This is a genomic window from Pseudoalteromonas sp. SWYJZ12 (assembly GCF_015864395.1).
GTDB lineage: Bacteria > Pseudomonadota > Gammaproteobacteria > Enterobacterales > Alteromonadaceae > Pseudoalteromonas > Pseudoalteromonas arctica.
This window is the reverse complement of sequence record NZ_JADYXH010000020.1, coordinates 33103-60004: the sequence shown is the minus strand read 5'-3', so window position 1 is coordinate 60004 and position 26902 is coordinate 33103. Positions and strand designations below refer to the sequence as shown.

Here is a 26902-nt window from a genome sequence, read left to right as displayed (position 1 = left end):
TTTATTGTTTTAAACATCACTGCTATTATCAACGTTTTAATAACAATAAATTAAAGGAATAGCATGACCCCTTTTCGATTTAAACTAAGTATGAGCGCCTTAATGGTAGCAAGTACTCTTGCTTTAACGGCCTGCGATGCGCAAGTAACGATAGACACTACCGATTCACCACACACTAAAAAAGCTGTAACAGCTAAAGATGCAAATACATTTATAACAAACACAGAAAAAGAACTAAGTGCACTTTATTTAGAATCGAGCCGTGCAGAATGGATTTACGCAAACTTTATTACTCATGATACGTCGGCTCTATCGGCTGAAGTTAACCGTAAAATGACCGAAACAGTCGTGCGTTTAGCAAATGAAGCTGCAAAATACGACGAACTAGAGCTTGATTACGATGCTCGCCGTAAGCTTGATAAACTAAAACTAGCACTTACACTTCCTGCCCCACAAGACGCTGATAAAACAGCGCAACTTTCACAAATTGTCGCAGAGCTTGGCGGGCTATATGGTAAAGGTAAATACTGTAAAGAAGACGGCACCTGTTTAAGCCTTGGCGACATGACTTCAAAAATGGCCACCAGCCGAGATTACAACGAACTACTTGATTTATGGCAAGGCTGGCGTGAAATATCAAAACCCATGCGCCCACTTTACGAGCAACAAGTAGTGCTGACCAACGAAGGTGCAAAGGAGCTTGGTTATGCCGATACGGGCGCTATGTGGCGCAGTAAATACGATATGCCTGCTGATGACTTCACCACCGAGCTTGACCGTATTTGGGGCCAAGTTAAACCACTGTATAACTCGCTACACTGTCATGTTCGCGCAAAGTTAGGTGAAAAGTACGGCACCGACAAAGTACCTCAAGATCAGCCAATACCAGCGCACTTACTTGGTAATATGTGGGCGCAAGCATGGGGTAATATTTACGATGTAGTTGCACCAGAAAACGCCGATCCGGGTTACGACGTAACCGAGTTATTAGCTCAAAATAATTACGACGAACTTAAAATGGTAAAAGGGGCTGAAAACTTTTTTACCTCAATGGGTTTTGACGCACTACCAGAGACATTTTACGAGCGTTCATTGTTTGTAAAACCAAAAGACAGAGATGTGCAGTGTCATGCATCAGCATGGAATATCGATAGCAAAGACGATTTACGCATTAAAATGTGTATTCAGCGCACAGGCGAAGAGTTTTCAGTTATTCACCATGAATTAGGTCATAATTTTTATCAACGCGCATACAACAAGCAGCCTTTATTTTATCAAGAAAGTGCAAACGATGGTTTTCATGAAGCCATTGGTGACACCATTGCCTTATCGGTTACACCGGGTTACTTAAAAGAAATCGGCTTACTTGAACAAGTACCTGATGAATCTAAAGATATTGGTTTATTAATGAAAATGGCACTTGATAAAGTCGCCTTTGTGCCGTTTAGCTTAATGGTTGATCAGTGGCGCTGGCAGGTATTTTCAGGGGAAGTAGCACCGGAAAATTACAATAAAGCATGGTGGGAACTACGTGAAAAATACCAAGGAGTGCAAGCTCCTATCGCACGTAGCGAAAATGACTTTGATCCGGGTGCTAAGTACCACGTTCCGGGTAACACGCCTTATACACGTTACTTTTTAGCGCATATTTTGCAATTTGAGTTTCATCGCAGCTTATGTGAAATTGCCGGTAACGATAAAGCCATTCATCGCTGCTCTATTTATAACTCAAAAGAAGCAGGGGATAAGCTAAACGCTATGCTTGAAATGGGTTCGTCTCGCCCTTGGCAAGAGGCGCTTGAAACTGTAACAGGTAAGCCGCAAATGGATGCAACAGCAATGCTCGATTACTTTGCACCATTACAAACATATTTAGATAAACAAAACGAAGGCCGCAACTGCGGCTGGTAATAAAGTAATACACTTGTATAAAAACAACAAAGCCCGCTAACTAAGCGGGCTTTTTAATATTATTTTTGTATTAAATAAGTACAAGACTCAATTAAAACTGGTAGCGTATGTTAGCAAAGTAAGCATCGTTATCAGAATCATCAGCATTGTTACCGTAACCTACTTTTAAACCAAGGTTTTGGTTAAAGAAGTGTTGAGCACCAAAAGTGTAAGCATCTTCTTTATCGTAAGAAGCAAATACTGACGTAGCTTTGCTGAAATAGTAGTTTGTTTCTACATCCCATGTATCATCAGCTTCTGAAATACTATTAAATGTACCTTCAACAGTTAAGAAGTTACCTTCTTGTAAATCTACAAAGTATTTTGCAGCTACTGAACGTTTGTCAAAATCATCATCAGACTCAACAGTTACACCAACATAGTCAGTACCATTAAGCATGTAATTATATGCTAAAGAGAATAACGCGTAGTCTTCGCCGTCATCATTTTCAACAAATTTCGCTTTTGCAAGTAAATCTGGGTTGAAAAAGTAACCAGCTGTAAACGCGTAAGATTCATCATTTGAACCAAAGTCACTGTTTTCGTAAGAAGCACCAAAAACAACATCTTTATAAAAATATTCGCCGCCAACCGATGTTACATCGCTTGCGTCGTTATCTGTGTACGAACCAAAAACATTAGTTTGCTTATTGATGTACTCAAACTGGTCGTAAGGACCTAATGTCTTTTTAGGAGAGAAATAATAAGTAGAATCGATACTAAACTGGTCATCATTATTACTGTCTGTAAATTGGTAACCTAAATTACTTATTGAATTATAGCTGTCTGCTGCCATTGCAGTGGTTGCAGCGCCTGATAACAAAATGCTTGAAATAATAATTGCTAATTTTTTCATTCTAAATTCCCTATAAATGTTACTTTTAATGCTTCAGCTGTCTAGCCAAAGTCGAGGCGCATCCTAACGCCAAAAAAGTGAACAAAAACTGAATGAAAGGCCAAATAAAAACCAAATGCAGGTGGTGAACTTGTAAATATTTACACATAAATGTAAACATAGAGTATCTCTTGAATATACAGAACAATAGCATGTCATCATTTAAATTTAAAAAGTTATAAGTACGGTACAAAGTGTCGCTAAATTGAATACAACTTAATTATTCGATAAACCTCATCAATATAACCTCCTCTCACTATATTTTTATAATTTCTCAAAAAATTACTCTATTTAATTCATTATTTCTGTATTTATAATGAAAAATAGGTTTGTATCAGTGCATATTTTTATCTGTTTTTTTCCAATAACCATTGTTTACTAGCAAAAACAACTCCAATACTTACTATTTTATAGCTATTATCATCGGCTGCACTTAATGACTTTAGTAATAATTAAGCCATTCATGGCGACTCTATTTATAACTTAAAATGAGTTATTTAGATGAGCAAAATAAAGGCCATAATTATGGCTGGTAAAAGTTTATAGTTAAAAGCTCAAACGTATAAAAACGACAAAGCCCGCTAAATTTAGCGGGCTTTTTAATATTATTTTTGTATTAACTAAGTACGGGACTTAATTAAAACTGAAAACGCATGTTAGCAAAGTAAGCATCGTTATCTGAATCATCAGCGTTGTTTTCGTAACCCACTTTTACACCAATATTTTTATTGATGAAGTGTTGAGCACCAAAGCTATAAGTATCTTGCTTGTTATAGTTAGCAAATACAGATGTTGCTTTTGAGAAGTAGTAGTTAGTTTCTGCTACCCATTGGTTTTGGGCGTCATCAATGCTTTCGTATTTACCTTCAAAAGTAAGGTAGTTACCTTGCTGTAAATCAATAAAGTATTTAGCAGCTACTGCACGGTAATCAAAATCGTCGTCTGATGTAAGTGTAACACCTACGTAATCTGTGCCATTAAGCATGTAGTTGTAAGCTAAATCAAATAATGCGTAATCATCGCCGTCTTTGTTTTCAACTAGCGTTACTTTTGCAAGTAAATCAGGGTTGAAAAAGTAACTACCCGTCAGTTTATAAAGCTCACTGTTAGAGCCTGAATCTGAGTCTTGGTTTTCGTAAGATGCGCCAACAACAAACTCATTAATGAAGTATTCACCACCAACTGAAGTTAAATCGCCAAGGTCGTCATCAGCGTAGCTACCATATACGTTAGTTTGTTTATTAATGTACTCAAATTGATCGTACGGGCCCAAAGTTTTTTTAGGAGATAAGTAGTAAATAGAATCTACAGCAACGGTGTCGTTGTTATCGCTATTTTTGTAGCTTAGGTTACTAATTGAGTTATAGCTGTCTGCAGCAGCCGCAGTGCTAGATAATAAAATGCTCGAAATAATAACTGCTAATTTTTTCATTGTAAGACTTCCCTATGTGCATTGTTTTTTATGCTCTAGCTGTATTGCTAAAGTCGAGGCACATGCTAACGCTAAGAAACTGAATGAAAACTTAACTAACCAATTGTATTTATTAAGTTAATTGTAAGGAAGTGTTGTAAACTGTAAAATTAAAGTAGCTGCAACATCTAGTCAACAACTACTTAAAACATGTACTGTATTAAAGCGCGTGCTGGCTAATTATACGGTAAACATCGTTAATATTATCGCCAGACTTAAACTCTTTACTAATTGGTGTTGGATCTGAGCCAACCCATATTTTTAGCTCGGCATCTAAGTCAAAATGGCCTGCACTTTCTTTACTAAACTTGGTGATTTTAGAGTAAGCAATACTCACCATTTCCATTTTAGAGCCAGTCATACCTTGCTTATCAATTAAAATTAAGCGCTTATTCGTAAAAATAAACATATCACGTACTACTTTATATGCTTTTTCTACTTGCTCACCCTCAATTAATGTATTGGCGAGTATTTTCTCTAAATCAGAATCGTCAACTTCGCTTGCATTACCCATAAGTCCGCTAAGTAAACCCATTATACTCTCTCCTGTTTAAATATTTGATTCTCTAATGTGTGCCCGTTAACTAACTGCCTGTACTGCCAATTGTGCTGATGACAAAAGCTCAGCAGTGCAATATCAAGTGGATCGCTCGTTGGCTGATACTCAACTACATATTCTTTATGTTGGCTCATATATACCCGGCTCACACCTGCAATTGTTTGAAGCTGTTGCTCAACATTTTGATAAGCTTCGCTTAGCATTAATGTATAAAAGTGTTTATCGGTATTATTTGTTTTTGTTTGATGCTCGCTCAGTACGCCTTTATCTAAATGAAGTACCTGTGAGCATAGTCGCTCAAGCTCAGTTAAATCGTGAGAGCTTAAAATAAATGTAGCCTGCTCACTTAATTCAGATACTAGCTCGCGCACTTCTCTGGCATGAATAGGATCAAGCCCTGCGGTTGCTTCATCAAGCATTACAATTTGTGGCGCGCCAATAAGTGCTTGCGCTATCGTAACGCGCTTGCGCATACCGTGCGATAAATCCCCTGCACGCTGCTTTGCAATCTCTTTTAAGCCAACCAAGTCAAGTACACGTAGCGCCTCAGTTTGGCTTTGCTTAGCGCCCATACCTTGCAGTTTTGCATAAAAAGCGAGTTGCTTGTCTATATTAAAACGAGGGTCAAGTTGTGCGTCTTGCGGTAATGCACTTACTTTATTAAATAAAGCAGCGCTCCCTGGTTTATGCCCTAATATTTCAAGGCTGCCTTTACTTGGCGCAATATAGCCGCATAACAAACTAAATAAGGTGGTTTTACCCGCACCATTTGGCCCAACAAGGGCCACTGGCGCGCCTTTATTAATTTCAAAGTTCACATTATTAAGCGCAAGTTTTGCACCATACGACTTACTCAAACCGCTGGCTGTAATCAATGGTCTCATAGTGAGCTCCTTGCAAAAATACGTTGAGCGACGATTAGTAACACCGCAGTTTGCACAAGGGGAATAGCCACAGCGCTTAATAATGGTAAATTTTGCCCCGCTAATAACTCTATTTGCACACCCGGAAATAAATAATCAAGCAAGCCTAATGCGGGTATTTGCCATTGCAATATACCAACTACAATACCGCCTGCTGCAAAGTATAAAATTGCCAATACAATAGATAAACGCGATGAGCGAGCAAAGGTATTTATTAACGTCATAAGTGCTACAAATGGACATAAAGTAACAACCAATATTAAAAATATAGAAAGCGCACGAGCAAAACCACCAGCCAGTAAACTTGGATCTCTAAACCCTAGTACAGCAAGCGTAGCCACAAGAGTAATGCCCACTAAGCAGGCTAATATCGCTAATTGTCCTAAAAAACGACCAAACAGTATTTCAAAGCGAGTGGAGCGCAGTGATAAAAACCTTAGTGTGCCGCGCTCTCTATCGCCTACCGTTTGGTCGCTACAAATAAATAAACCAAAAACGGGAAAGCTATACAGGGCTATTAACCAGTACATAGCAAATTCGGCCTCAGGCCAATCAAGCAGCTTACTTAAACCAATGGAGCCTGATATATCACGGGCTATTTGCTCAAAATCGGGCGCACTTACAATGCCTACTGCCTGCCCTATTGGGTAGCGCAGTATTATTAGCCACACCAATGCAAAGGCTGCTAATGCAATAAGTCCACGTTTAGTTAAAAACATACGTACAAGCTCAAATCCCGCTATTTGCGTTAATCGCCCTACGTTTATCGGTAATGGTGTTGCCATTGACTATCCTTAATGACTTTTTATTTTCTGTGTATTTATCCACACTAAGTGTAAACACCTTGAATTACCAGCAAAAAAAAGCCCACCTATGGTGAGCTTTGTAACAATACATTTAAATGTAACAGCATAAATTGCGATATAAATTATAAATGCTGCTTATAAACCTCAAGTGCTTGGCTTAAATCGCTAATTAAATCTTCAACATCTTCAAGACCAATATGCAAGCGAATAACCGGGCCTAAATCCCAACCTGTATTTGAACGCAGCCCTTTCATAGTTAAATTAGCGGTTACTAAACTTTCAAAACCGCCCCACGAAAAGCCCATTTTAATATGCTCAAGGCTATCTAAAAATGCATCAATCGCTTTTTGATTGCCAGTTTTCATAACAAATGAAAACAACCCATTACTGCCATCAAAGTCACGTTTAAAAAACTCATGCCCTGGGCAGGTTTCAAATGCAGGGTGGCGAATATGATCAACAAGCTCATGTTGTTCAAGCCATTTAGCTACTTCTATTGCTGCTTTTTCATGTTGATTTAAACGCACACCCATTGTACGAAGGCCTCTAAGCGCTAAATACGCATCATCGGCACTGGTACATTGCCCTAGTAAGTACGAGTTTTCGCGCAAGGTTGGCCAGTACTTTTTATTAGCAACAGCCACACCCATCATCACGTCTGAATGGCCGACAATATACTTCGTTGCAGCCTGAATACTAATATCAACACCGTGCTCTAGCGGACGATAATGCAAACCGTTGCCGTAGGTATTATCAAGTATGGTCATTACGCTATGCTCATTGGCTACTTTTACCATAGCAGGCACATCTTGCACTTCCATCGTAATAGAACCTGGGGATTCTAAAAACAATACTTTGGTATTTGGCTGAATGTAGTCTTTAATACCTGCGCCAATGGTTGGCGGGTAGTAGGTTGTTGTAATGCCCAGCCCCACTAAAATTTTATCGCAAAAATCGCGAGTTGGTTCGTACACGTTATCAACCATTAAAATATGATCACCGGTTTTTAAAAACGATAAAAATACTTGGCTAATCGCCGCTGCGCCACAAGGGTATAGTGCACAGCCTTCGCCGCCTTCAAGTTCTGTAATCGCTTCTTGTAGTGCAAAGTGTGTTGTTGTGCCCCGGCGCCCATAAAATAACGTTTTATCGCCACGGGTTTTAGCAGCTTCTTTTAAATCTGCTACAGTATCAAATACAATGGTAGATGCACGCTGTACAACGGGATTTACTACGCCATGTGTATAGGCTTTTTTGCGCCCTGATGATACCAGCTGAGTGTTTTTATTACTTTTACTCGACATTGTTAATCCTTAAGGGTTTGTGCGCCAATGCTCAATTAAATAACGAGAGATAGAGTCGGTTCTGGGCAGCTTTAAATGCTCCCCTTCTTCGTGCCAATTACCAAATTGCTCTAAGTCTTCACGACTAAACCATTTTGCATCGTCTAGCTCTTCTTTATCTACGTTAATTTCCTCAGATGTCGCCTCTGCAAAAAAACCAAGCATAATTGACGATGGGAACGGCCATGGCTGAGATGCAACATAACGTACGTTATCAACCTCTATGCCTGCCTCTTCTTTAACTTCACGCGCAACAGCTTGTTCCAGTGTTTCACCTGGGTCAACAAACCCAGCAAGCGACGAATACATACCAGTAGGCCACGTAGCTTGGCGACCTAACAAGCATCGCTCTACTCCGTCAGCAAATACCTTAGTAACCACCATAATTACCGCAGGATCGGTACGCGGGAATGTAGGATGCTTACAGTTTTCGTTTTCACACACTCTAGAGTGCCCGGCTTCCACTGAACGGTTTTTACTACCACAGCGCCCACAAAAACGATGCGTGGCATGCCAATAACATAACCCTCTCGCAAGGGCGGCTATTGAGGCATATTTAATGGTTACTTGAGGCCCATATTGGCGAATATCAAAAAACTGAGCGCCCTCTATTAAAGGCGAAAGTACGCTTTCATCCAGATCAGATACATCCAATGCAAACACACCATGTTTAGCATTATTTAAACCAACAAAAATAGCACTCGTTAAATCTAAATGCGCCACTTGTTGATACGTTAAATAGCTTACTTTAGGGGTATCTTTAATAAATAGGGTTTGATTATTTTTAACTAAAACCCATTTACTTTGCGCCGACATTTGCGCTTTAAGCCACGATGGGTCTTTACGAAAATTTGAGCCTCTATCTAGTGGCATGTTGCTGTAATGAAGCATGTAAGTCCTTGGTAACTCGTTATGCTTTAAAATTACCATAATCATTTAGCAAACCCAATTGATTACAGTAATAAAAAAAGCCTATATAAGGCTTAATTCATCTATTACGGCTTTGTATTAAAATCTCTCATGTTGCAGGCACTTAGCTTGCACCTTTTTAACTATTTTTTGCTGTTAAAGGAGCAAGGTATTATCAATTAAATGAAATTGCTCAGCGCTTTGTTTTAATACCTCTGCAGTTAACCGGTCAGCACCGTATACATCGCACGGTACATTATATTGATTTTTTAAATGCCCAAGTAACAAAGCAAAGTCACCATCGCCAGAGAGCAAAATAACCTTATCAAGATTCTTACCCTGCTCTAACATGTCTATTGTTATGCCTACATCCCAGTCACCTTTTGCACTGCCATCACGACGTTGAATAAATGGCTTTAGCTTTACGTCAAAGCCAATCGCACGCAAAATATTTTGAAACTGATTTTGCTTTTCATCACCTCGATAAATAGCGTACGCAAAAGCACATTCAATATTGTATTGCGCCTGCATTACCCGCCAAAACGCATTGTAGTCAAAGTTTTTTCCGTAACTCTCGCGGCACGTGTAATAAATATTTTGCACATCAACAAAAATACCTACGCGTGGTTTCGTGCTTTGCTGCTCGTTTTGTAAAGTCATTTAGTGTCCTAGTGAGGATTAATAGCAATAAAAGTAACATTATAAAATAAGTGTACCTTGCAATTTATATTTAAGTAACCTAAATTAGTTACATACCCTTATGTAACCAATATTGGTTACATATTAAAAAGTAACCATTTTGAGATTTTTATGATTGGTGTGATCAGCGGCGATATTATTAAATCGCAAACAATCCCTAAGCAGCAATACGATGCCATGCTTTATCAACTAGAGCAAAGTTTGCGAAACATTTCGGGGGAGCAAACACTTTGGAATATATACCGAGGCGATGCCTTTCAGTTACAAGTTAATAATCCTGAGCTCCTTTTTAAAAATGCCATACTTGTATATTTACACCTTAAATCGTCAGGTTATGAGCTGCGCCAAAGCTTGGCACTTGGGCAAATAGATAACCCACGCAGCGATATAAAAACAGCAACCGGTTCTGCTTTTACCCTTTCGGGGCAAGGCCTTGATAAAATAGGTAATCAACGCTTTGTTTTTAATATTAATGAGCAGCAGCTTGATGAAAGCTTAAATCTTAATTTAGCCTTTGCCGACGTATTACTCACTAAAATCACGCAAAAACAAGCAAATGCCCTGTATGTCTATTTAACATCATCAGACAACAGCCACGCGGCACTGGCTAAAGAGCTTAAAACAAGTCGCGAAAATGTAACCAAACTACTAAATTTAGCGCACTACCAACTTATAGAACGCTTTATTAAACACACACAACACTTTATAAAAAATATAATTAAAGGAGGTGAATAATGGAGTTTGCACTTTTACTGGTCGCGCTTATTATTGGCCACTTACTCGCTGATTTTTACTGGCAACCTATGAGTTGGGTAAACGACAGAAACACCCGTCACTTTAAAGCCAGTAAGCTTTATTTTCATGTACTAGTGCATGGTATAACAAGTGCACTTATTATTACCGTGTGGGAATACACATTCGGGTGGCAGCAACTAAGCAGTATTTTAATTGCCACGGCGAGCATTATGTTGAGCCATTATTTTATTGATATAGCTAAATCGTATTCTAATAAAGGCGTGGTGCCTTTTTTACTTGATCAAATAGCGCACATACTCGTTATTATTGCGCTCAGTATTTGGCTAACTGATAACAGCAGCTTTATGACAGCAATTAATAATATGCTCACTGATCCCAAAATACTGTGGGTGGTATGCGGTTATTTAATTATTTTAAGTCCTAGCGCCGTATTTATAAGAATGATGTTAGAGCGTTTAACAAGTAACTTTTCAAGTACTGGTAGCTTACCGCTTGCAGGGCAAAGCATTGGTATGCTTGAGCGCGTACTTATGCTGAGCTTTATATTGCTTGACCAATTTGCAGGGCTTGGTTTTTTACTTGCAGCAAAGTCAGTATTTAGGTTTGGCGATTTAAGTGCAAGTAAAGATAAAAAACTTACCGAGTACGTTATGCTCGGCACATTACTTAGCGTAAGTGTTACTTTATTTGTCGGCTTGGGTATTAACTATTTAATCAGGTAGGCAATACAGTAAGTACAAATTACAGACAATAAAAAACGCGCTACTTCTATCGATTAAAAAGAAGGGAGCGCGTTTTTTGTATCAACCTTTAATCAAGTTCTAAATTAATTAAACGCCAATATAATCATTAATAATGATTAATCGTTAATAATGATTAATCGTTAATAATGATTAATCGTTACTTGTGCGACGACGGCGCTGGCCATTACCGCCAACAGATTCACGCTTTGCCCATGGGTTTTGCGCATTATCATCTGTTTTAGCTGCTGGCTTTTTAGAACCACCACGACGAGGGCCGGTACCATTACCACCATTGTTCGGCTTTTTACTGTTAGGCTTGCTGCTATCAGATTTAGGCTTATTAAAAGGCTGCTTTTTCTTAGGCTTTTTAGCCGGCAGTGGGCGAGCATCTAATGCGCGTTCAGCGACTGGGTTAATAGGCTCAAAACCGTCTTCTTCAGCACGTGGGATAAGCTCACCAATAAAGCGTTCAATACCGTATAAATCAACAGCATCTTCTGTTGTTACAAACGAAATCGCATGACCCGACGCACCGGCACGGCCTGTACGGCCAATACGGTGAACGTAATCTTCATATACATTTGGTAAGTCGTAGTTAACAACATGCGGTAATTCAACAATGTCTAAACCACGTGCAACAATGTCTGTTGCTACTAGTACGCGTACTTCACCACTTTTAAAACCATCAAGTGCTTTAACACGTGCGCCTTGTGATTTATTACCATGGATAGCCGCGCCTACAATGTCATCGCGCTCTAGTTGTTTAACTAAGCGGTTAGCACCGTGCTTTGTGCGGCTAAACACTAACACTTGTTGCCAATCGTTAGTGCGAATCAAGTGGCTTAGCAATGCTGTTTTACGTGTTTTATCTACCGCATAAACACACTGAGTAACACTTTTTGCAGTGGTATTTTTTGCAGCAACTGAAATTTCAACAGGGTCATTAATTAACCCTTTTGCTAATGCACGAATTTCGTCAGAAAATGTAGCCGAAAACATCAAGTTTTGACGTTTAGCAGGCATTTTAGCAATTAAGCGTTTAATGTCGTGAATAAAGCCCATGTCTAACATGCGGTCAGCTTCATCGAGTACAAGCACTTCAACGCTATCAAATTTAACTGCATTTTGATTATGTAAGTCGATTAAACGACCCGGCGTTGCTACTAAAATATCAACACCTTTACGAAGACGCTGCATTTGTGGGTTAATTTTAACGCCACCGTAAACTACAAATGAGCTCACATCCGAATGCTTAGCGTACTCTTCAACGTTTTCGCTTACTTGCAAAGCAAGCTCACGTGTAGGCGTTAAAATAAGTGCACGTACGTGGTTACTTTTAGCTTTAGGGCCTGACGACAAACGCTCAATAAGTGGTAATGTAAAACCCGCTGTTTTACCTGTACCTGTTTGCGCTGCTGCCATAACATCACGGCGTTCAATAATTGCAGGAATTGCTTGAGCCTGAATCGGCGTTGGCGTTTCATAGCCCTTTTCTAAAACCGCATTAACCAAAGACTGTGATAAACCTAAACCTTCAAAACTCATATAAACTCTCTTTTAAATTAGGCTACGTTAGCCAGTTGCGCGCATTATACCTGTAGTAGCTAAGAATGCATGCCATTATTTACGTTGCGAGCAATTGAGCATAGCTTAATAAAATTAAACCTGTGCTCAAGTTGCTTAAAAATGCAAAAAACGGCCATAAGCCGTTTTATATTTATACTTAATTACTCTAAGTATAAGAGTTACTTAACACCTAACTCACGCAGGCGTTCTTGCAAGTAGCTATCTGCCGTGTAGCGCTCTGAAAGCACAACATCTGGATGCGGGTGTAAAAATAACGGTAGTGATATACGCGATTTAGTAGATGCTTTACCCGTCGGGTTAATTACACGGTGAATTGTCGATGGGAAATACCCGCCCGACGCTTCTTGTAACATGTCGCCGATATTAATAATTAAGCTGCCAAAATCACATGGCACGTCTAACCAACCGCCATCTGTTTTTTGAACTTGTAAACCAGGCTCATTAGAAGCTGGTAATACAGTCAATAAGTTAATATCGCCATGGGCTGCTGCGCGAATAGCACCTGGCTCTTCATCACCCGTCATAGGCGGATAATGTAGGATACGTAACAATGTTTGCTCAGAGCCTGCAATCATGTCTTTTAAATCAATCGAAAACTTAGCACGTACATCAGCCGGAGATTCAGCCTGAACCCAGCTTAACAATGTGCCAGCAAATTCACTTGCTAAACGGTAGTATTGACGTACATCAGCTTCAAGCTGGGCAGGAACGCGACCTTTAGGGTACACATGAAAGTACTCTTTAATGTCTTTTATTGTAAAGCCTTTCGCTACTTCAGATACTGAAGGCGGAAAATAACCGTCTTGAGTTTCTTTAGAGAATAAAAAGTCGTGCTTTTGCTCTGAGTTAAAAAAGTCTTGCCAATTTTTGTAAATAGACTCAACTAAAGACTGTGGGATTGGGTGGTTTTTTAAAACGCCAAATCCAGTATTTCTTAACGATTCAACAAATTGTGCAGCCGCATCGGGAGCTTTATAATCAACAGTAGGTAATTGCATTGTACGTTCCAGTGAATAGGTTGTGTGAAGTGAGTTGCTTTTAATAGTGCTAAATTACTTATATAAAGTAGCAAAGCCTTCATTATAGCGCTATGCGAGGATAGACAAATGACCTCAAAAACATAAGGACATATGTCCGCAAAGCATAGTCACCGCCACTTGGCTTGATCAAGATCAACTTATAAAAAAACGTTGAATTTGCAAGGTTTAGTGCTTATATATGGTCTACTAATATAATATATTTTATTTGTGTAAATAAGGCTCCCCATGCGACAAAAAGTATCTTTTAAAAGCGGCGATTTAGAACTTGCCGGCCAACTTGAACTTCCCTCTGGTGACGTTAAGTTTTACGCGCTATTTGCACACTGCTTTACCTGCGGTAAAGACATTGCAGCAGCCACTCGTATTAGCCGAGCTTTAACACAGCAAGGCATTGCCGTACTACGTTTCGACTTTACCGGTTTAGGTAATAGCGATGGCGACTTTGCTAACAGTAACTTTTCATCAAACATTCAAGATTTAGTATCTGCGGCAAATCATTTACGTGAGCATTTTGCGGCGCCGCAACTACTCATTGGCCACAGTTTAGGCGGGGCTGCCGTTCTTGCTGCTGCGGAGCATATTCCTGAAGTATCGGCTATTACAACCATTGGTGCACCGTCAGATGCGCAGCACGTAGCGCATAACTTTGAAGCACACCTTGATGAAATTAACGCAGCAGGTGAAGCTAAAGTTAACTTAGCTGGTCGTGAATTTACCATTAAAAAGCAATTTATTGACGATATAGCCAAGTACGATAAAAGCCACATAAGTAAACTTAAGCGCGCATTATTAGTAATGCACTCCCCTATTGATGCGACGGTAAATATTAGTGAAGCTGAAAAAATTTATGCATCAGCCAAGCATCCTAAAAGCTTTATTAGCCTAGATAACGCCGATCACCTTTTAACAAATAAAAACGATGCCGACTACGCAGCACAAATAATTGCAACGTGGGCAAACCGTTATGTTAAGTACGACAAAACTAAATACACGGCAAGTTTAACGGGTGGCAATGTACTCGTTGAAGAAAAAGACCATGTATTTACTCAGCACGTAAGTACAAAAGATCATACTTGGCTTGCAGATGAGCCAATAAAAGTAGGTGGTAAAAACTTAGGTCCTGATCCGTATCATCACTTATTAGCGGGGCTTGGTGCCTGTACGGCCATGACACTGCGTATGTACGCTACACGTAAAAACTTACCACTAGAGCATGTAAAAGTAGAGCTTGATCACACTCGCGATTACAACAAAGATTGCGACGATTGTGAGCAAACAGGTAACCTTGAAGCAATTATCCGTAAAATCACTTTACGTGGCGACTTAACAGAGCCACAACGCCAGCGTTTACTCGAAATAGCCGACAAATGCCCTGTGCATAAAACACTACATAATAACCCAGTTATTGTAAGTGAACTGGTAGAATAACTGCCGTAAAATTAATATAGCGCAGGTAACACTGCGTTGTGATTTAACTTTTATAAACCTAATTTTTACTATCTAAAAATCCCTCTACTTCTTTACTCATTCTGTCCACCAGCCATTTTGGCCCGCCATCGTACATATCGTTATGGCGAGATTTTTCTATTAGTGTTTGTGTAACAGGAAACTTATCCAGCTCTGAATCGTTTAACAGCACATTCGCATCAGCTGGGTAATCACTACCGCGTAGAGTAAGTACGCGTATATTTTTATTGCGTGGGATCAACATGCGGCGATGATCGAGCGTAATAATAGTGCTAACTTCATTGGGGTAAATAGAGCCGTATAATGACGAAATATCCCCGCCGTTTGAGTGCCCAAATAAGGTGAGCTTTGTAAAGTCGTACGCTGGGTATTTACTCGCTAGCTCATTAACTAAAAACTTAAGCGTTACTACGCCACGATGCCAGTTTTCCATACGCGTTGTTAAGTAAGGCTGCTCACGATTAAGGTCAGGGTCGCTTTTTAGTTCATGTGCAACGGCTATTGTTAAATATCCACGCTGATTAAACACATTACTAGCAAACGTGTATTCGTTATGGCTAATCCCGTAGCCCGCACTAATAAACGCTACAGAGCATTTTACTTGAGCTGTACACTTAGCATTGTTACTTGGTAATGTAATATTGATAGGAATAGTGCGATTGCGGCTTTCATCAGTTATAACGCCATCGTTTGCATAGCTTGTTGCGCCTATTACTGATGTGCTTATAACTGATGTACTTAGAGCTAGTGCGCTTAATATAAAAAGCTTTTTAAGTGTTTTTTGCATATTTAAATTTATATAAATTATTGTTTTTAATTAAAAATAACTTTTACTTTATAGCTTTGCATTCTCTATTGTCAAACTATGCGATAATAGCCGCCATTGTTTAAATATATTTAGTAAAAGATCCAATAAATGAAATCATACAATAGCATTCAAGAACGTATAGAAATCCTAGAAGACAAACTAACGGCAATACATGACGAAATCGAAACACTAAAAGCACCTGCTAAAAACAACAATGAACGTATTATTTTTAAGTTTATTGAAACAGGCAGCACAGGTAAAACGAAGGATTTTGTTCGTGAGTTAGGTATTAAATCACCACGTGACGGTTTGTTTTCGTCAGGTGACGTTACAAAACTAATTAAAGATGGCGCTGAAGATATTTCACCTGCGTTATTAGAAATCGCAAGACAGCTTGCCAGTGCACGTAATAAAAATGGCCCAAGCCGTTAATTACCCAGTCACGCAGTATCTAGAAGCCCAGCCAAGCTGTCGCTTCTAGATATGTAATCATATTAAACTAAATTAATCACACAATTCTATATTAAGGCAGGTAAGCAAATTAAGTGCTTCGAAGCGATCAAACTTAGCATTCGCTAAAATATTATTATTCAAATCTATATTAAACGCTGTCGCACCTACAAAATCACATTTTGTTAAGTTAGTTTGAAAAAACTCACTATCGCGAAAATCTGTTCCTGTAAATTCACTACCGCTTAAATCTGCATGTCTAAAATCAACATTTTTGGCAAAGCAGTGTGTTAGTTTGAGGGCTTTGAGGGTTAATTCAAAAAAAGAACTATTACTGAGCTCGCAATAATTAAAACTCACCGGTGCGTTAATACTAAGCGCTGGCCAATCTACATCAGCCCATTGCAAACTATTTAATTTACAGTGGCTAAAACTTACATTTTCAAGCGAGCTGTAGTTCCATTTTAGTGACGATAAATTACAGTTTTTAAAACTACATTCTATAAATCGGCAATTTTTAAACTGCCCGCCTGAAAAGTCGCAATCGATAAATATACATTCTTCAAACTCAGAGTTTTCAGTTAGCTGCTCTGCGTACTGCAAAGCATTAAATTGCTCATCAAAATACTGGTTATTGTTACTTAACAACACAATTCACCTATTAAATTTAACCCGTGTAGCCATTACTTTTAGGTAAATCTTTTTTAAGCGCAAGCACTGCAATAAAAATCAAAGCAAATAGTGGAAATAGCGCTAAACAGCCACCCACAAAAGCTAAAACACCCGGCATAGTACTTTTACGCTTACCTATTTTGTAGCTAATTACAGCAAAAATAGGGATACATAATATAATAAAAAAAGCTAAAAACTCACCAAATAAGGTTAGATGAAACGACATAAGAACTCCTTTTCAATATGGATAATAGCAATCGGCACAAACCTTTAAACTGCTTTAAATTTAACCACAAAAAAACCCTCAAGCATATAACTTAAGGGTTTTTAAAATTAGCTTAAAAGCTAAGCAAAAATTACTCTTCGCTTGATACTTCTTTTTCTACAACACTAATTGCAAGCTCAGCTAACGAGTCAAGGTTAGGTTTGCTTGGCGCGTTGGTTAATAAACACGACGCTTGTGTTGTTTTAGGGAAAGCAATAACGTCACGAATGTTATCGGTACCACATAAAAGCATTGCTAAACGGTCAAGGCCAAATGCTAAACCTGCATGTGGTGGTGTGCCGTATTTAAGTGCATCAAGTAAAAAACCAAACTTGTCTTGTTGCTCTTGCTCGTTAATACCTAAAATTCTAAATGCAGTTTCTTGCATATCTGCATTATGAATACGTACCGAACCGCCACCCACTTCGTAGCCGTTTAATACCATATCGTAGGCATCTGAAATAGCAGCTGCTGGGTTTGCTTCAAGCTCACTGGCGTTAATGTCTTTTGGTGCAGTGAATGGATGATGTACAGCATGTAATGTGCCTTCGTCATCTTCTTCAAACATTGGGAAGTCTACAACCCAAAGTGGTGCCCAGCTATTAAGGTTAGTGATTTCTAAATCAACACCAATCTTAACGCGCAGTGCGCCCATTGCTTCATTTACTGTGTTGCGCTTATCGGCACCAAATAAAATGATATCGCCAGACTGTGCATTAGTACGCTCAAGTAATTTAGTGATTACGTCTTCGCTTAAAAACTTAGCCACTGGTGATTGAACGCCTTCAGCGCCCGCAGTGTGGTCGTTTACTTTCATCCACGCCATGCCTTTAGCGCCGTAAATACCAATAAACTTAGTGTAATCGTCAAGTTGTTTACGAGAAAGCTTAGCGCCACCCGGTACAGTTAACACAGCAACGCGACCTTTTTCGTCGTTAGCCGGACCTGAGAAAACATTAAACTCTACGTCTTTAACTAAATCTGCAACATCAACCAATTTCATTGGGTTACGTAAATCTGGCTTATCAGAACCGTAAAGGCTCATTGCCTCGCTGTAAGGCATGATTGGAAAATCGCCTAAATCAACGTTTAGCAATGTTTGCCACATCTCGCGGATCATTTTTTCAGTCATACCACGTACTTGATCAGAGCTCATGAAAGAGGTTTCTATATCTATTTGGGTAAATTCTGGTTGGCGATCGGCGCGTAAATCTTCATCACGGAAACATTTAACAATTTGGTAGTAACGGTCAAAACCAGACATCATCAACAATTGCTTAAACAACTGTGGAGACTGTGGTAATGCGTAAAAACTACCTTTATGAACGCGGCTTGGCACTAAGTAATCGCGCGCGCCTTCTGGCGTTGCTTTAGTAAGTACAGGTGTTTCGATGTCTAAAAAGCCGTTTTCATCTAAAAAGCGACGAACAAAGCTGCTTGCTTTAGCACGTAATTTAATACGGTCACTCATTTCTAGACGACGTAGGTCTAGGTAGCGGTATTTTAAACGACGCTCCTCTGAGTTTACTTGGTTAAAATCAAGCGGTAATGGCTCAGAGCGGTTAATAATATTAAGCTCTTTACCTAAAATTTCGATCTCCCCTGTTGCCATGTCTTTATTTACTTGGCTGTCTGGGCGTGCGCGAACAATACCTTTTAACTGAACACAAAATTCTTGGCGAAGTGTGTTAGCTGAACTCATTAACTCTTCAATGTCAGAGTCGAATACAACTTGTACTAAACCTTCTCTATCGCGTAAATCGACAAAGATAAGTCCACCAAGGTCACGTCGTTTGTTGATCCAGCCACATAGTTCAACTTCTTGATCTACGTGAGTTTTATTTAGCTGTCCGCAATATATAGAGCGCATAGTTTTCCTGTCAGATAAAAGGCTTAAACGGCTAAACTTATTTGTTTTAAGGCGTGTGATTTAAAAAACAGGTCACCACAATACAAATAAAGCCGCTAGCAATCTAAAAATAATCAAATTAAGCCCTGCATTATACTCAACTAACATTAAGATGCTAGGGCGTGTGCCGCTTTTGCCCCTGAATTTACAGCAGCTCGTTTTGTTATTTGCTACACTATTGCCACTTTATAATAAGGCGCTAGTTTGTATGTTATATATTGGATGCCCGCAGTGGTCGAGTAATGCATGGAAAGGCAATTTATTTTCAAGCCAATGTAAAAACGCCGATATGCTTAGCCAATACGCCCAACACTTTAACTCTGTTGAAGGCAATACCAGCTTTTACGCTGACCCTTCGCCAAGCACCGTATTGCGCTGGGCAAACAGCGTACCCGACGATTTTAAATTTACTTTTAAGTTTAATCGTCGCTTTAGCCACGAGCTGCATCTAACCAATGTTCAAACCGAGCTTACTGATTGGCTAAACTTGTTTACCCCTATTTTAGAAAAAACCGGGCAAATCATGCTGCAATTACCTAAAGCATTTGGTCCTGGTGACTTACCCAAACTCGCACAATTTATTAGCCTATTACCAAAAGAGGTTAATTACGGTGTAGAGGTACGTCATACTGCGTTTTTTCAAAAGGGCAAAGCCGAAATAGCGCTTAATCAGTTATTAATGGCAAATAACATAAATCGCATATCGATGGATACTCGCGCCCTATTTGCGGTAAAACCAACCACCGAAGCGCTAATAGATGCACAGCAAAAAAAGCCGCATTTACCCGTGCATGCCATTGCTACAAGCACGCAACCCATGGCGCGCTTTGTTATCGCCGATTTACAAAACGACTATAAACCCTTTTATAAACCGTGGCTGAGTAAAGTAAAACAATGGCTTGATGAAGGAAAAACGCCCTATGTGTTTTTTCATACGGCAGATAACCGAGAAGCGCCATTATTAGCAAGGCAGTTTTGTAAAGACCTTGGTTATAATCACAAAGCATTAAACCCATTTACTGGCGAAAAAGAAGCCCAGCAGCAAGCACTTTTTTAAAAGTAAAACGACAGAGAAATAATAATGAGTGAATACGCACGTTACTTTACCGGTTACCCAGCTAACATTGTTGAGCAAGTATTAAGCCTTATAAATAACAAAAAGGTATGTGACTACTTACTTAAAAAGTATCCGCAAGCACACACTATTACCAGCGATAAACTACTTTATAGCTATGCAACCGAGCTTAAAAAACAGTATTTAAAAAATGCGCCACCATTTGGGCGCGCTGCTTTTAAAAAGCAAGGCGATATGGTCACCAATGCACTCGGTACACATACGTATCGAATGCAAGGTAAAACCCGTAAGCACGATTTAGCGATAAACAGCGACTTGCTCCGCGCTCCCGAGCCGTTATTAAAAGCGTTAGTGGTACATGAGCTCGCCCACTTTAAAGAAAAAGACCATAACAAAGGCTTTTATCAACTTTGCTGTCATATGGAACCGAGTTACCACCAGCTAGAGTTAGATCTAAGAATTTTTTGTGTGGTAGTGGCGATGGGTGAAAATCCTTATTTAAAATAAGGATTTTAGCGTTATTTAACTGAGTGAAAATAAAGCCCATGCTTAAGTTAATATTTCCTTTCATGCCCAAGCGCGCGTACCCAATCTCTTATCCACGTAAGTAGCTCACAACTTAACGCCTTTTCGCTTAATAAAAACAAAAAAGTTTAAAACTACATAATTGCCCTACATTTGAGAACTACACTCTTAATAGCTAATTCTTTCTATGTACTCTTAATCTTTGGAGTTTTAAATGATGAAAAATACCCATGCCTTTTTACTCAGTGCACTGTGCTGTGTAACCTTAAGTGCCTGCAACGAGCAAAACAGCCAATCGCTTAAACAATCAAACCTCAATGATTTTACGCTAACAAGCTCAAAGGTAAGCGATGGCGGTAACTTGCCTATTACTTATACGTGCGATGGGCAAAGCATTAGCCCTCCACTTAACTGGAGCGGTGCACCTAACACAACCAAATATTATGCGTTAATTATGGATCATAAAGCGCCAGAGGGAATGCATTGGTATTGGACCATGTACAATATTGCCGCCGATAAAACACAAATTAAAGCAGGCGAAACTCTCGGTGAAGTAGCCTCTAATAGCGTAAACGATTTAAACCAATACGCGCCACCTTGCTCTAAAGGCCCGGGTGAAAAAAGCTATACTTATACTGTGTACGCATTATCTGCACCGGTTACCTTTAATAGCGATACAAAAGTAGATCGCTCAGCATTACTCGCCGCTGTAAAAGATATTACTCTCGATACTGCAAGTATGACGGTCAAATACTCGCGAAGCGCCAGTAGCGCCGGGCACAAACCGGATTCAAAACCAAAGCCAAACGAGCAACCAAAGCCTGATAAATCATATTTAACCGCTAACGTAAAATCACCTCGTTGTGATGCTATTACACAATCAGTAAGTAATGCAGGGTTTGATCAAAGCGTATCTGTTACGTGCGATGAACAATATGCTTATATTGCCTCATCTACTTATCCTGATCATGACGTAATGACTGGTATTACAGGTACTAACGAGCAAATACCCGTTCCAGCTAAAGACTACGCCGCACCTATAAAACTAAACCCTAAAAAAGCAAAAACAATTACAACAATTGATGCAGCCGTAGGTGTTGCCGTTAATGGCGTACCAATATACGACTATTCTTCGCAAGGTGAACTGGACGTAAATAGCTACGATGAAAAACACGACACTTTAGCACTCGGACAGTTAGATATATGTGGCGGACACGCAGGACGAGGTGATGACTACCATTATCATGTATCGCCAACGTGTATGATTGACACAATGAAAAACCAATCAAGCGATGCCATTATTGGTTGGGCTTACGATGGTTACCCGCTGTATGGCAGTAAAAACCCAGACGGCAGTGCAATTGCCAAAGGTGACCTTGATGTATGTAACGGACAAACCGATGACACATTTGGCTATCGCTACCAAACATCAGCTACACCGCCGTATATTATTCAGTGCTTAGTAGGTGAAGTAGATACCGCAAAATTACCAAGAGTGTCACCACTGAGTGGCGATACTCAAGGTATAAGAGCCGATTTGCGCCCGCCACAAGGAGGCGTTGAAAACTTAACGCACACAATCTCTGAAAACGGCAGCCGTACAATGAGCTATTCATACAAAGGTGAAAACTACTTTACTACTTACAGCCCTGCATCACAGGGAAAAGACTGCTATAGCTTTAAACAAAAAACTATCAGTAATGGTGGCAAAGTTCAAACAGGTACATTTTGTAGAGGTCCGCAACCAAATCACCTTACTCCTACAGTCACTAAGCAAAATACAAATTCTGCCATTACAGGCAAGCATAACTTAAAGCTAGAAGCATGGGCTGATAACTGGTTTACAGCCTACATAGGCGAGCAGTTACTTGTTGAAGATTCTGTGCCTATAACCACAGAGCGCTCATTTAATGCCGAAAGCATTACGTTTTCTGCAAACTACCCTATTGAGCTTAATTTAATAATTAAAGACTTTAAGCAAAACGACTCTGGGCTTGAATACATCGGTGCTAAAAATCAGCAAATGGGTGATGGCGGTTTTATTATGCAACTTACCGACACCGATACAAATAAAGTAGTTGCCGTAAGCGATCAAAGCTTTAAATGCGAAATACTTCACAAAGCGCCGCTTAACAAATTATGCGAAAGCGAATCAAACCCAGTCGCGGGCGAAGGCGTTTGTACGTTTATGTCAAAAGAAGCGCCAACTAACTGGCTGCAAAGTAACTTTGATAACGCAAACTGGGCTAATGCAGTAGAGCACAACTTTGCCGATGTAGGACCAAAAGACGGTTACGACGATATTAACTGGGATGAAAATGCAAAATTCATATGGGGCGAAGACTTAGAAACCGACAACACCCTTATTTGTAAAGCAACTATTGAGCAACCTCAATAAACAAAAGGTCAACCGCCTCAATAAAAGGTAGCAATTATGTATTTTTTAAAAAAATTAAAATGGCTAATGCTAGCGTGTATTTTAACAAGTATGAGCGCTCAAGTGAGCGCCCATGTATTAAAAAACACAACAGCCCAAGTAATTTTAAGAGACGGGCAAGTTGAGGTTAAAGTATTAACTAATGCTGAGCATTTAATTTCAGCGCTGCAAAGCGAGCAAGCATGGCTTATGGGCGATATTGATAAGCTTATGCCTACAAACTTAAGTGCAGAGCAACAAGAAGAGTTTGTAAAAAATGCGCTTAAACAAAAAACGAGCTTACGTGTAAATCAGCAAGTTATCGTGTTTGAACGCGTCGCTTTTACCACCAGCAACAACAACGAAGCGCACGACCTAGAAATTGTTTTTCAAGCGAAGCACACATTTACAACAGTAGATGAGCTTGCCATATCGTTCCCTAAAAGTTTAGGTGCAGTACACGCAAGCTTTGTAAAACCACAATATAAGTTACTGGGTGCTGGCGATACCGCAAAAATAAAGTTCTAGTCCAAATATCAACATACCTAAAAAGCTTACTTAAAAAGGATTTTAGTAAGCAACTCCCTAAATACGCTAATTGTAGGCACATAATCAATATGCAATACTGCTTGGTACGTTAACGTCATGATTTTTACTATTTGCCAATCAGTGAAATTAATACATAAATTCTTTTTAGCTTTTTTTATCACTAATATCGCCCTTGTTGGGCTTATGTTTGTGTTTATATACATGACCTTTTCGTCAGGGTTTAACGACTTTGTTGAACAAGAAGAAACAAAGCATGTCGCAATGGTTAAGCAGCAACTTATTGAGCTTTATAGCGAATTAGGCAGTTGGCAACCCATTACGCAAAACACGCAATTATGGCGCTCTATTGTTGAGCCGCAAAAAAAGCCAGGCGAACCTAAAACTAATAAACACACAAGCACCCCACCCAAACCAAATAGCAGTAAAGCAACGCCCTCTTTATTGTGGGTACACTTACCTGCGGGTTCCCTTAAAACAGGGCAACGTATAAGTTTATATGATCAAAATAAAAAAGTTGTTGTTGGTAGAACTAATTTAAATGATAACCCACATATAGAGCCTATTTTATTAAGCAATAACGTTATAGGCTGGATAGGTTTAGTCCCTTCAAAACTTGTGCAAAGTAGCCCAGCAAAAGCATTTTTAGCAGCGCAATTTCATAACTATTTTATGATCACGTTACTCGTTATTGTGCTCGCATTTATTATGGCTATTGTGTTATCTCGCCATTTAATAAAACCGATAAAGCAAATAGTGACTGGCGCCGATGAGTTAACAAAAGGAAATTTTGCCAGCAGAATATCCTCCTCTAGTAAAGATGAGCTAGGTACTCTATCCAACAACTTTAACGCCTTAGCCCACACGCTTGAGCAAAACCAACAAATGCGATTTCAATGGGTGTCAGACACATCCCACGAATTAAGAACCCCACTTACCGTACTACGCTCGCATTTACTAGCCATACAAGATGGCGTATTTACAGCCGACACAAAGCGCATTAATTTACTCATAAACCAAGTAGATAACTTAAGTCACATTGTTGACGACCTAGCCCAACTAGCACAAACAGATAGCGTTAATTTAACCTATAACAATGCGCGCATTGATTTAATCACTATTTTTGAGCAATCAATTGAAAACTACACCGCTCGCTTTAAAGAGCGTGAATTAAATGTAGATAGCAAAAGCTTAACCAAAGCCGGTAAATGTATAATAAATGGCGATAAAGAACGCCTTGTACAATTATTTTCAAACCTGTTAGAAAATACCTGCAAATACACGCATAAAGGTGGGCAAGTAATAATACTTGCCAACAAAACACCCAATAACATTGAGCTTATTTTACAAGACTCAGCCCCAGGTGTTTTACCAAACGACTTACAAAAATTGTTTGAGCGTTTTTATCGCGTTGAAAAATCTCGAAGCCGAGAGCACGGCGGCTCGGGCTTAGGACTTGCGCTTTGCAAACAAATAGTAGAAGCACATGGCGGTCAAATATCGTTGCACAACTCACCACTTGGTGGGCTAGAAGTAAAAATAACGCTGACACTTTTAGGTTAAAATAATGGCACCACAAAAAATACTTATCGTTGAAGACGAAGAAAACATTGCTGAGGTACTTATTGCCTATGCTAAGCAACAAGATTACGAAACTGAGCACTTTAATAGTGGCAAAGGTGTAGTTAGTTTTGTAAAACAAAACGCAGTAGATTTAATGCTTCTTGATTTAATGCTGCCAGATGTTGATGGCATAGAGCTATGTAAGCACATTAGAGCCTTTTCAAGCGTGCCTATTATTATGCTTACCGCAAAAAGTGAAGAAATAGACCGCTTACTGGGTTTAGAGCTCGGCGCCGATGACTACATATGCAAACCCTTCAGCCCCAAAGAAGTTATAGCACGCATAAAAGCCGTACTAAGAAGAACAAGCCAGCCTAAAGCCAACATCATCAATCATAATAATTTTCAATTACACAAAGACGATTACGAAGCCCGCCTAAACGGCAAAAGTATTGGCTTTACCGCCGTCGAGTTTAAAATATTTTTACTATTTATAAGCCACGTAGGTCGTGTTTTTACCCGCGAAGATATTATTAATAACGTATACAGCGACACAACCGACATCTCCGATCGCAACATAGATACACACATTAAAAATATACGAAAAAAGATTAACGACGTTCAAGCAGGACTAAACCCAATAGCTGCGGTTTATAGTGTGGGTTATAAGTTTAAAGAGTAGGTTTACTTATTCAAATAAAGCTAACATGACGAAAAAGCGCGATATAAATCGCGCTTTTATTTTAATCACTAATCTGATCACTAACAGCTAAAGATTAATAGCTGAGCAGTCGTTGGGTTTCGTTTCACTCAACCAAACCTACGTAAATAGACTTAAAGCCCTAAGCCTGCCATGAAATCATCATCGGCATCGTCTTGCTCTACTGCTGTAGATGCTTTTTCTTTGTCCGCTTTTTTACGTGCTTCGTTTTCAATTATGTCGTCTGGGTCTAGTGCTTCTGCAATATCAAAGTCGTGTAATTTAATAAACTCTGTTTTATCCATCGCTAATTCCAAGTAAAAGATATTTTGCTTACTTGTAGTGAATGTTACGCGGCGGGCTTGCGGGCGATCCATGGTGGTATCTACCGATATTTGCACTTGCTTGTTTATTGCCATCATTTTTGGCTGGTTTTGTGTAATTGAAGTATGTAACTGCTCGCGCACTTTAGACGTAAAGTCGCCAACAATTTGATTCATCAACTCGCCTAGTACGTTTGATACGTCGTCTGATAAATGGCTATGCGCTATTTCATCTTCTGGCATTCCCATGTTTCGCATGTAATCGCCATAAATTTCCATCGCCGCTTGCGAAGTAAAGTTGGTAATTACAAGCCCTGTAAAACCGCCGTCAAATAAAACAAAGCAGCCAATATCTGGTCGCATACATGTACGTGTTATTTTTTGCACCATGGCTGAGTAACTAATACCATTACCGCTGGCTGATGTGAGCACGCCTGTCACTGAATGACAAAGGGTTGCTAATATATCGTCTGTGCTGATGACCTTACTTTTGCTCATTTAA

At 39.5% G+C, this 26902-nt stretch carries 26 protein-coding genes; 11 read left to right on the top strand and 15 right to left on the bottom strand.

What is annotated here, in order from left to right:
• Positions 1-63 precede the first annotated feature (63 nt).
• Positions 64-1911: a M2 family metallopeptidase gene (locus tag I6F42_RS16980; protein WP_197152876.1), complete on the top strand. Its 1848-nt coding sequence runs from the start codon at positions 64-66 to the stop codon at positions 1909-1911.
• Positions 1912-2002: 91 nt separating this feature from the next.
• On the opposite strand, the gene I6F42_RS16975 is transcribed toward I6F42_RS16980, so the two are convergent.
• The 8 genes from I6F42_RS16975 to I6F42_RS16940 form a co-directional block, all read right to left on the bottom strand.
• Positions 2003-2806, bottom strand: a complete 804-nt coding sequence (locus I6F42_RS16975; protein WP_197152875.1) for a putative porin — start codon at positions 2804-2806, stop codon at positions 2003-2005.
• Between the two features lie 676 nt (positions 2807-3482).
• Positions 3483-4277: a putative porin gene (locus I6F42_RS16970; RefSeq protein ID WP_197152873.1), complete on the bottom strand. Its 795-nt coding sequence runs from the start codon at positions 4275-4277 to the stop codon at positions 3483-3485.
• 199 nt (positions 4278-4476) lie between these two features.
• A complete protein-coding gene (locus I6F42_RS16965) occupies positions 4477-4851 on the bottom strand; it encodes a PH domain-containing protein (protein WP_008172599.1) in 375 nt (124 codons plus the stop codon).
• A complete protein-coding gene (locus I6F42_RS16960; protein WP_197152872.1) occupies positions 4851-5759 on the bottom strand; it encodes an ABC transporter ATP-binding protein in 909 nt (302 codons plus the stop codon). The genes I6F42_RS16965 and I6F42_RS16960 overlap by 1 nt, the downstream gene beginning before the upstream one ends.
• Positions 5756-6583, bottom strand: a complete 828-nt coding sequence (locus tag I6F42_RS16955) for an ABC transporter permease (RefSeq protein WP_197152871.1) — start codon at positions 6581-6583, stop codon at positions 5756-5758. Before I6F42_RS16955 ends, I6F42_RS16960 begins: the two co-directional genes overlap by 4 nt.
• 143 nt (positions 6584-6726) lie before the next feature.
• Positions 6727-7908, bottom strand: a complete 1182-nt coding sequence (locus I6F42_RS16950; RefSeq protein WP_024608065.1) for a cystathionine beta-lyase — start codon at positions 7906-7908, stop codon at positions 6727-6729.
• A gap of 9 nt (positions 7909-7917) precedes the next feature.
• On the bottom strand, positions 7918-8838 hold the full coding sequence (gene nudC, locus I6F42_RS16945; RefSeq protein WP_197152879.1) for an NAD(+) diphosphatase: 921 nt from the start codon (positions 8836-8838) through the stop codon (positions 7918-7920).
• 174 nt (positions 8839-9012) lie between these two features.
• The gene (locus I6F42_RS16940; RefSeq protein ID WP_024594121.1) at positions 9013-9516 is read right to left on the bottom strand and encodes an NYN domain-containing protein; all 504 of its coding nucleotides are present in this window, start codon (positions 9514-9516) and stop codon (positions 9013-9015) included.
• A 150-nt stretch (positions 9517-9666) separates the two neighbouring features.
• Here I6F42_RS16940 and I6F42_RS16935 point away from each other — a divergent pair, with 150 nt between their 5' ends.
• Positions 9667-10290 (top strand): hypothetical protein, encoded by a 624-nt coding sequence (locus I6F42_RS16935; RefSeq protein WP_165726645.1) that lies wholly within the window; start codon positions 9667-9669, stop codon positions 10288-10290.
• Positions 10290-11033: a DUF3307 domain-containing protein gene (locus tag I6F42_RS16930; protein ID WP_197152870.1), complete on the top strand. Its 744-nt coding sequence runs from the start codon at positions 10290-10292 to the stop codon at positions 11031-11033. The genes I6F42_RS16935 and I6F42_RS16930 overlap by 1 nt, the downstream gene beginning before the upstream one ends.
• A gap of 171 nt (positions 11034-11204) precedes the next feature.
• Here I6F42_RS16930 and I6F42_RS16925 read toward each other — a convergent pair whose 3' ends face one another.
• Positions 11205-12599, bottom strand: a complete 1395-nt coding sequence (locus I6F42_RS16925; RefSeq protein WP_165726647.1) for a DEAD/DEAH box helicase — start codon at positions 12597-12599, stop codon at positions 11205-11207.
• 200 nt (positions 12600-12799) lie between these two features.
• On the bottom strand, positions 12800-13639 hold the full coding sequence (locus I6F42_RS16920) for an isopenicillin N synthase family oxygenase (RefSeq protein ID WP_033028806.1): 840 nt from the start codon (positions 13637-13639) through the stop codon (positions 12800-12802).
• 267 nt (positions 13640-13906) lie between these two features.
• Here I6F42_RS16920 and I6F42_RS16915 point away from each other — a divergent pair, with 267 nt between their 5' ends.
• A complete protein-coding gene (locus I6F42_RS16915) occupies positions 13907-15109 on the top strand; it encodes a bifunctional alpha/beta hydrolase/OsmC family protein (RefSeq protein WP_197152869.1) in 1203 nt (400 codons plus the stop codon).
• A 58-nt stretch (positions 15110-15167) separates the two neighbouring features.
• On the opposite strand, the gene I6F42_RS16910 is transcribed toward I6F42_RS16915, so the two are convergent.
• Positions 15168-15935, bottom strand: coding sequence for an alpha/beta hydrolase (locus I6F42_RS16910; protein WP_197152868.1), 768 nt, complete (start codon positions 15933-15935; stop codon positions 15168-15170).
• Positions 15936-16064: 129 nt separating this feature from the next.
• Here I6F42_RS16910 and I6F42_RS16905 point away from each other — a divergent pair, with 129 nt between their 5' ends.
• A complete protein-coding gene (locus I6F42_RS16905) occupies positions 16065-16388 on the top strand; it encodes a hypothetical protein (protein WP_010555318.1) in 324 nt (107 codons plus the stop codon).
• 72 nt (positions 16389-16460) lie between these two features.
• On the opposite strand, the gene I6F42_RS16900 is transcribed toward I6F42_RS16905, so the two are convergent.
• The 3 genes from I6F42_RS16900 to aspS form a co-directional block, all read right to left on the bottom strand.
• Complete coding sequence (locus I6F42_RS16900) at positions 16461-17057, bottom strand: pentapeptide repeat-containing protein (RefSeq protein WP_024591307.1); 597 nt, start codon at positions 17055-17057, stop codon at positions 16461-16463.
• A 16-nt stretch (positions 17058-17073) separates the two neighbouring features.
• Positions 17074-17304, bottom strand: a complete 231-nt coding sequence (locus tag I6F42_RS16895; RefSeq protein WP_197152867.1) for a hypothetical protein — start codon at positions 17302-17304, stop codon at positions 17074-17076.
• A gap of 130 nt (positions 17305-17434) precedes the next feature.
• Positions 17435-19213, bottom strand: coding sequence for an aspartate--tRNA ligase (gene aspS, locus I6F42_RS16890; RefSeq protein ID WP_121954345.1), 1779 nt, complete (start codon positions 19211-19213; stop codon positions 17435-17437).
• 247 nt (positions 19214-19460) lie between these two features.
• Here aspS and I6F42_RS16885 point away from each other — a divergent pair, with 247 nt between their 5' ends.
• The 6 genes from I6F42_RS16885 (at position 19461) to I6F42_RS16860 (ending at position 26059) form a co-directional block, all read left to right on the top strand.
• Positions 19461-20309, top strand: a complete 849-nt coding sequence (locus I6F42_RS16885; protein ID WP_197152865.1) for a DUF72 domain-containing protein — start codon at positions 19461-19463, stop codon at positions 20307-20309.
• A gap of 24 nt (positions 20310-20333) precedes the next feature.
• Positions 20334-20834 (top strand): M48 family metallopeptidase, encoded by a 501-nt coding sequence (locus I6F42_RS16880; RefSeq protein ID WP_007586965.1) that lies wholly within the window; start codon positions 20334-20336, stop codon positions 20832-20834.
• Positions 20835-21066: 232 nt separating this feature from the next.
• On the top strand, positions 21067-23250 hold the full coding sequence (locus tag I6F42_RS16875) for a YHYH protein (protein WP_197152863.1): 2184 nt from the start codon (positions 21067-21069) through the stop codon (positions 23248-23250).
• Between the two features lie 36 nt (positions 23251-23286).
• Positions 23287-23796 carry a hypothetical protein gene (locus I6F42_RS16870; RefSeq protein ID WP_002959982.1) on the top strand — a complete coding sequence of 170 codons (510 nt, stop codon included), beginning with the start codon at positions 23287-23289 and terminating at the stop codon, positions 23794-23796.
• A gap of 222 nt (positions 23797-24018) precedes the next feature.
• On the top strand, positions 24019-25377 hold the full coding sequence (locus tag I6F42_RS16865; protein WP_231616389.1) for an ATP-binding protein: 1359 nt from the start codon (positions 24019-24021) through the stop codon (positions 25375-25377).
• 4 nt (positions 25378-25381) lie between these two features.
• Positions 25382-26059 carry a response regulator gene (locus I6F42_RS16860; RefSeq protein ID WP_197152859.1) on the top strand — a complete coding sequence of 226 codons (678 nt, stop codon included), beginning with the start codon at positions 25382-25384 and terminating at the stop codon, positions 26057-26059.
• A gap of 152 nt (positions 26060-26211) precedes the next feature.
• On the opposite strand, the gene I6F42_RS16855 is transcribed toward I6F42_RS16860, so the two are convergent.
• The gene (locus I6F42_RS16855) at positions 26212-26898 is read right to left on the bottom strand and encodes a DUF3334 family protein (protein ID WP_007586957.1); all 687 of its coding nucleotides are present in this window, start codon (positions 26896-26898) and stop codon (positions 26212-26214) included.
• Positions 26899-26902: the final 4 nt, after the last annotated feature.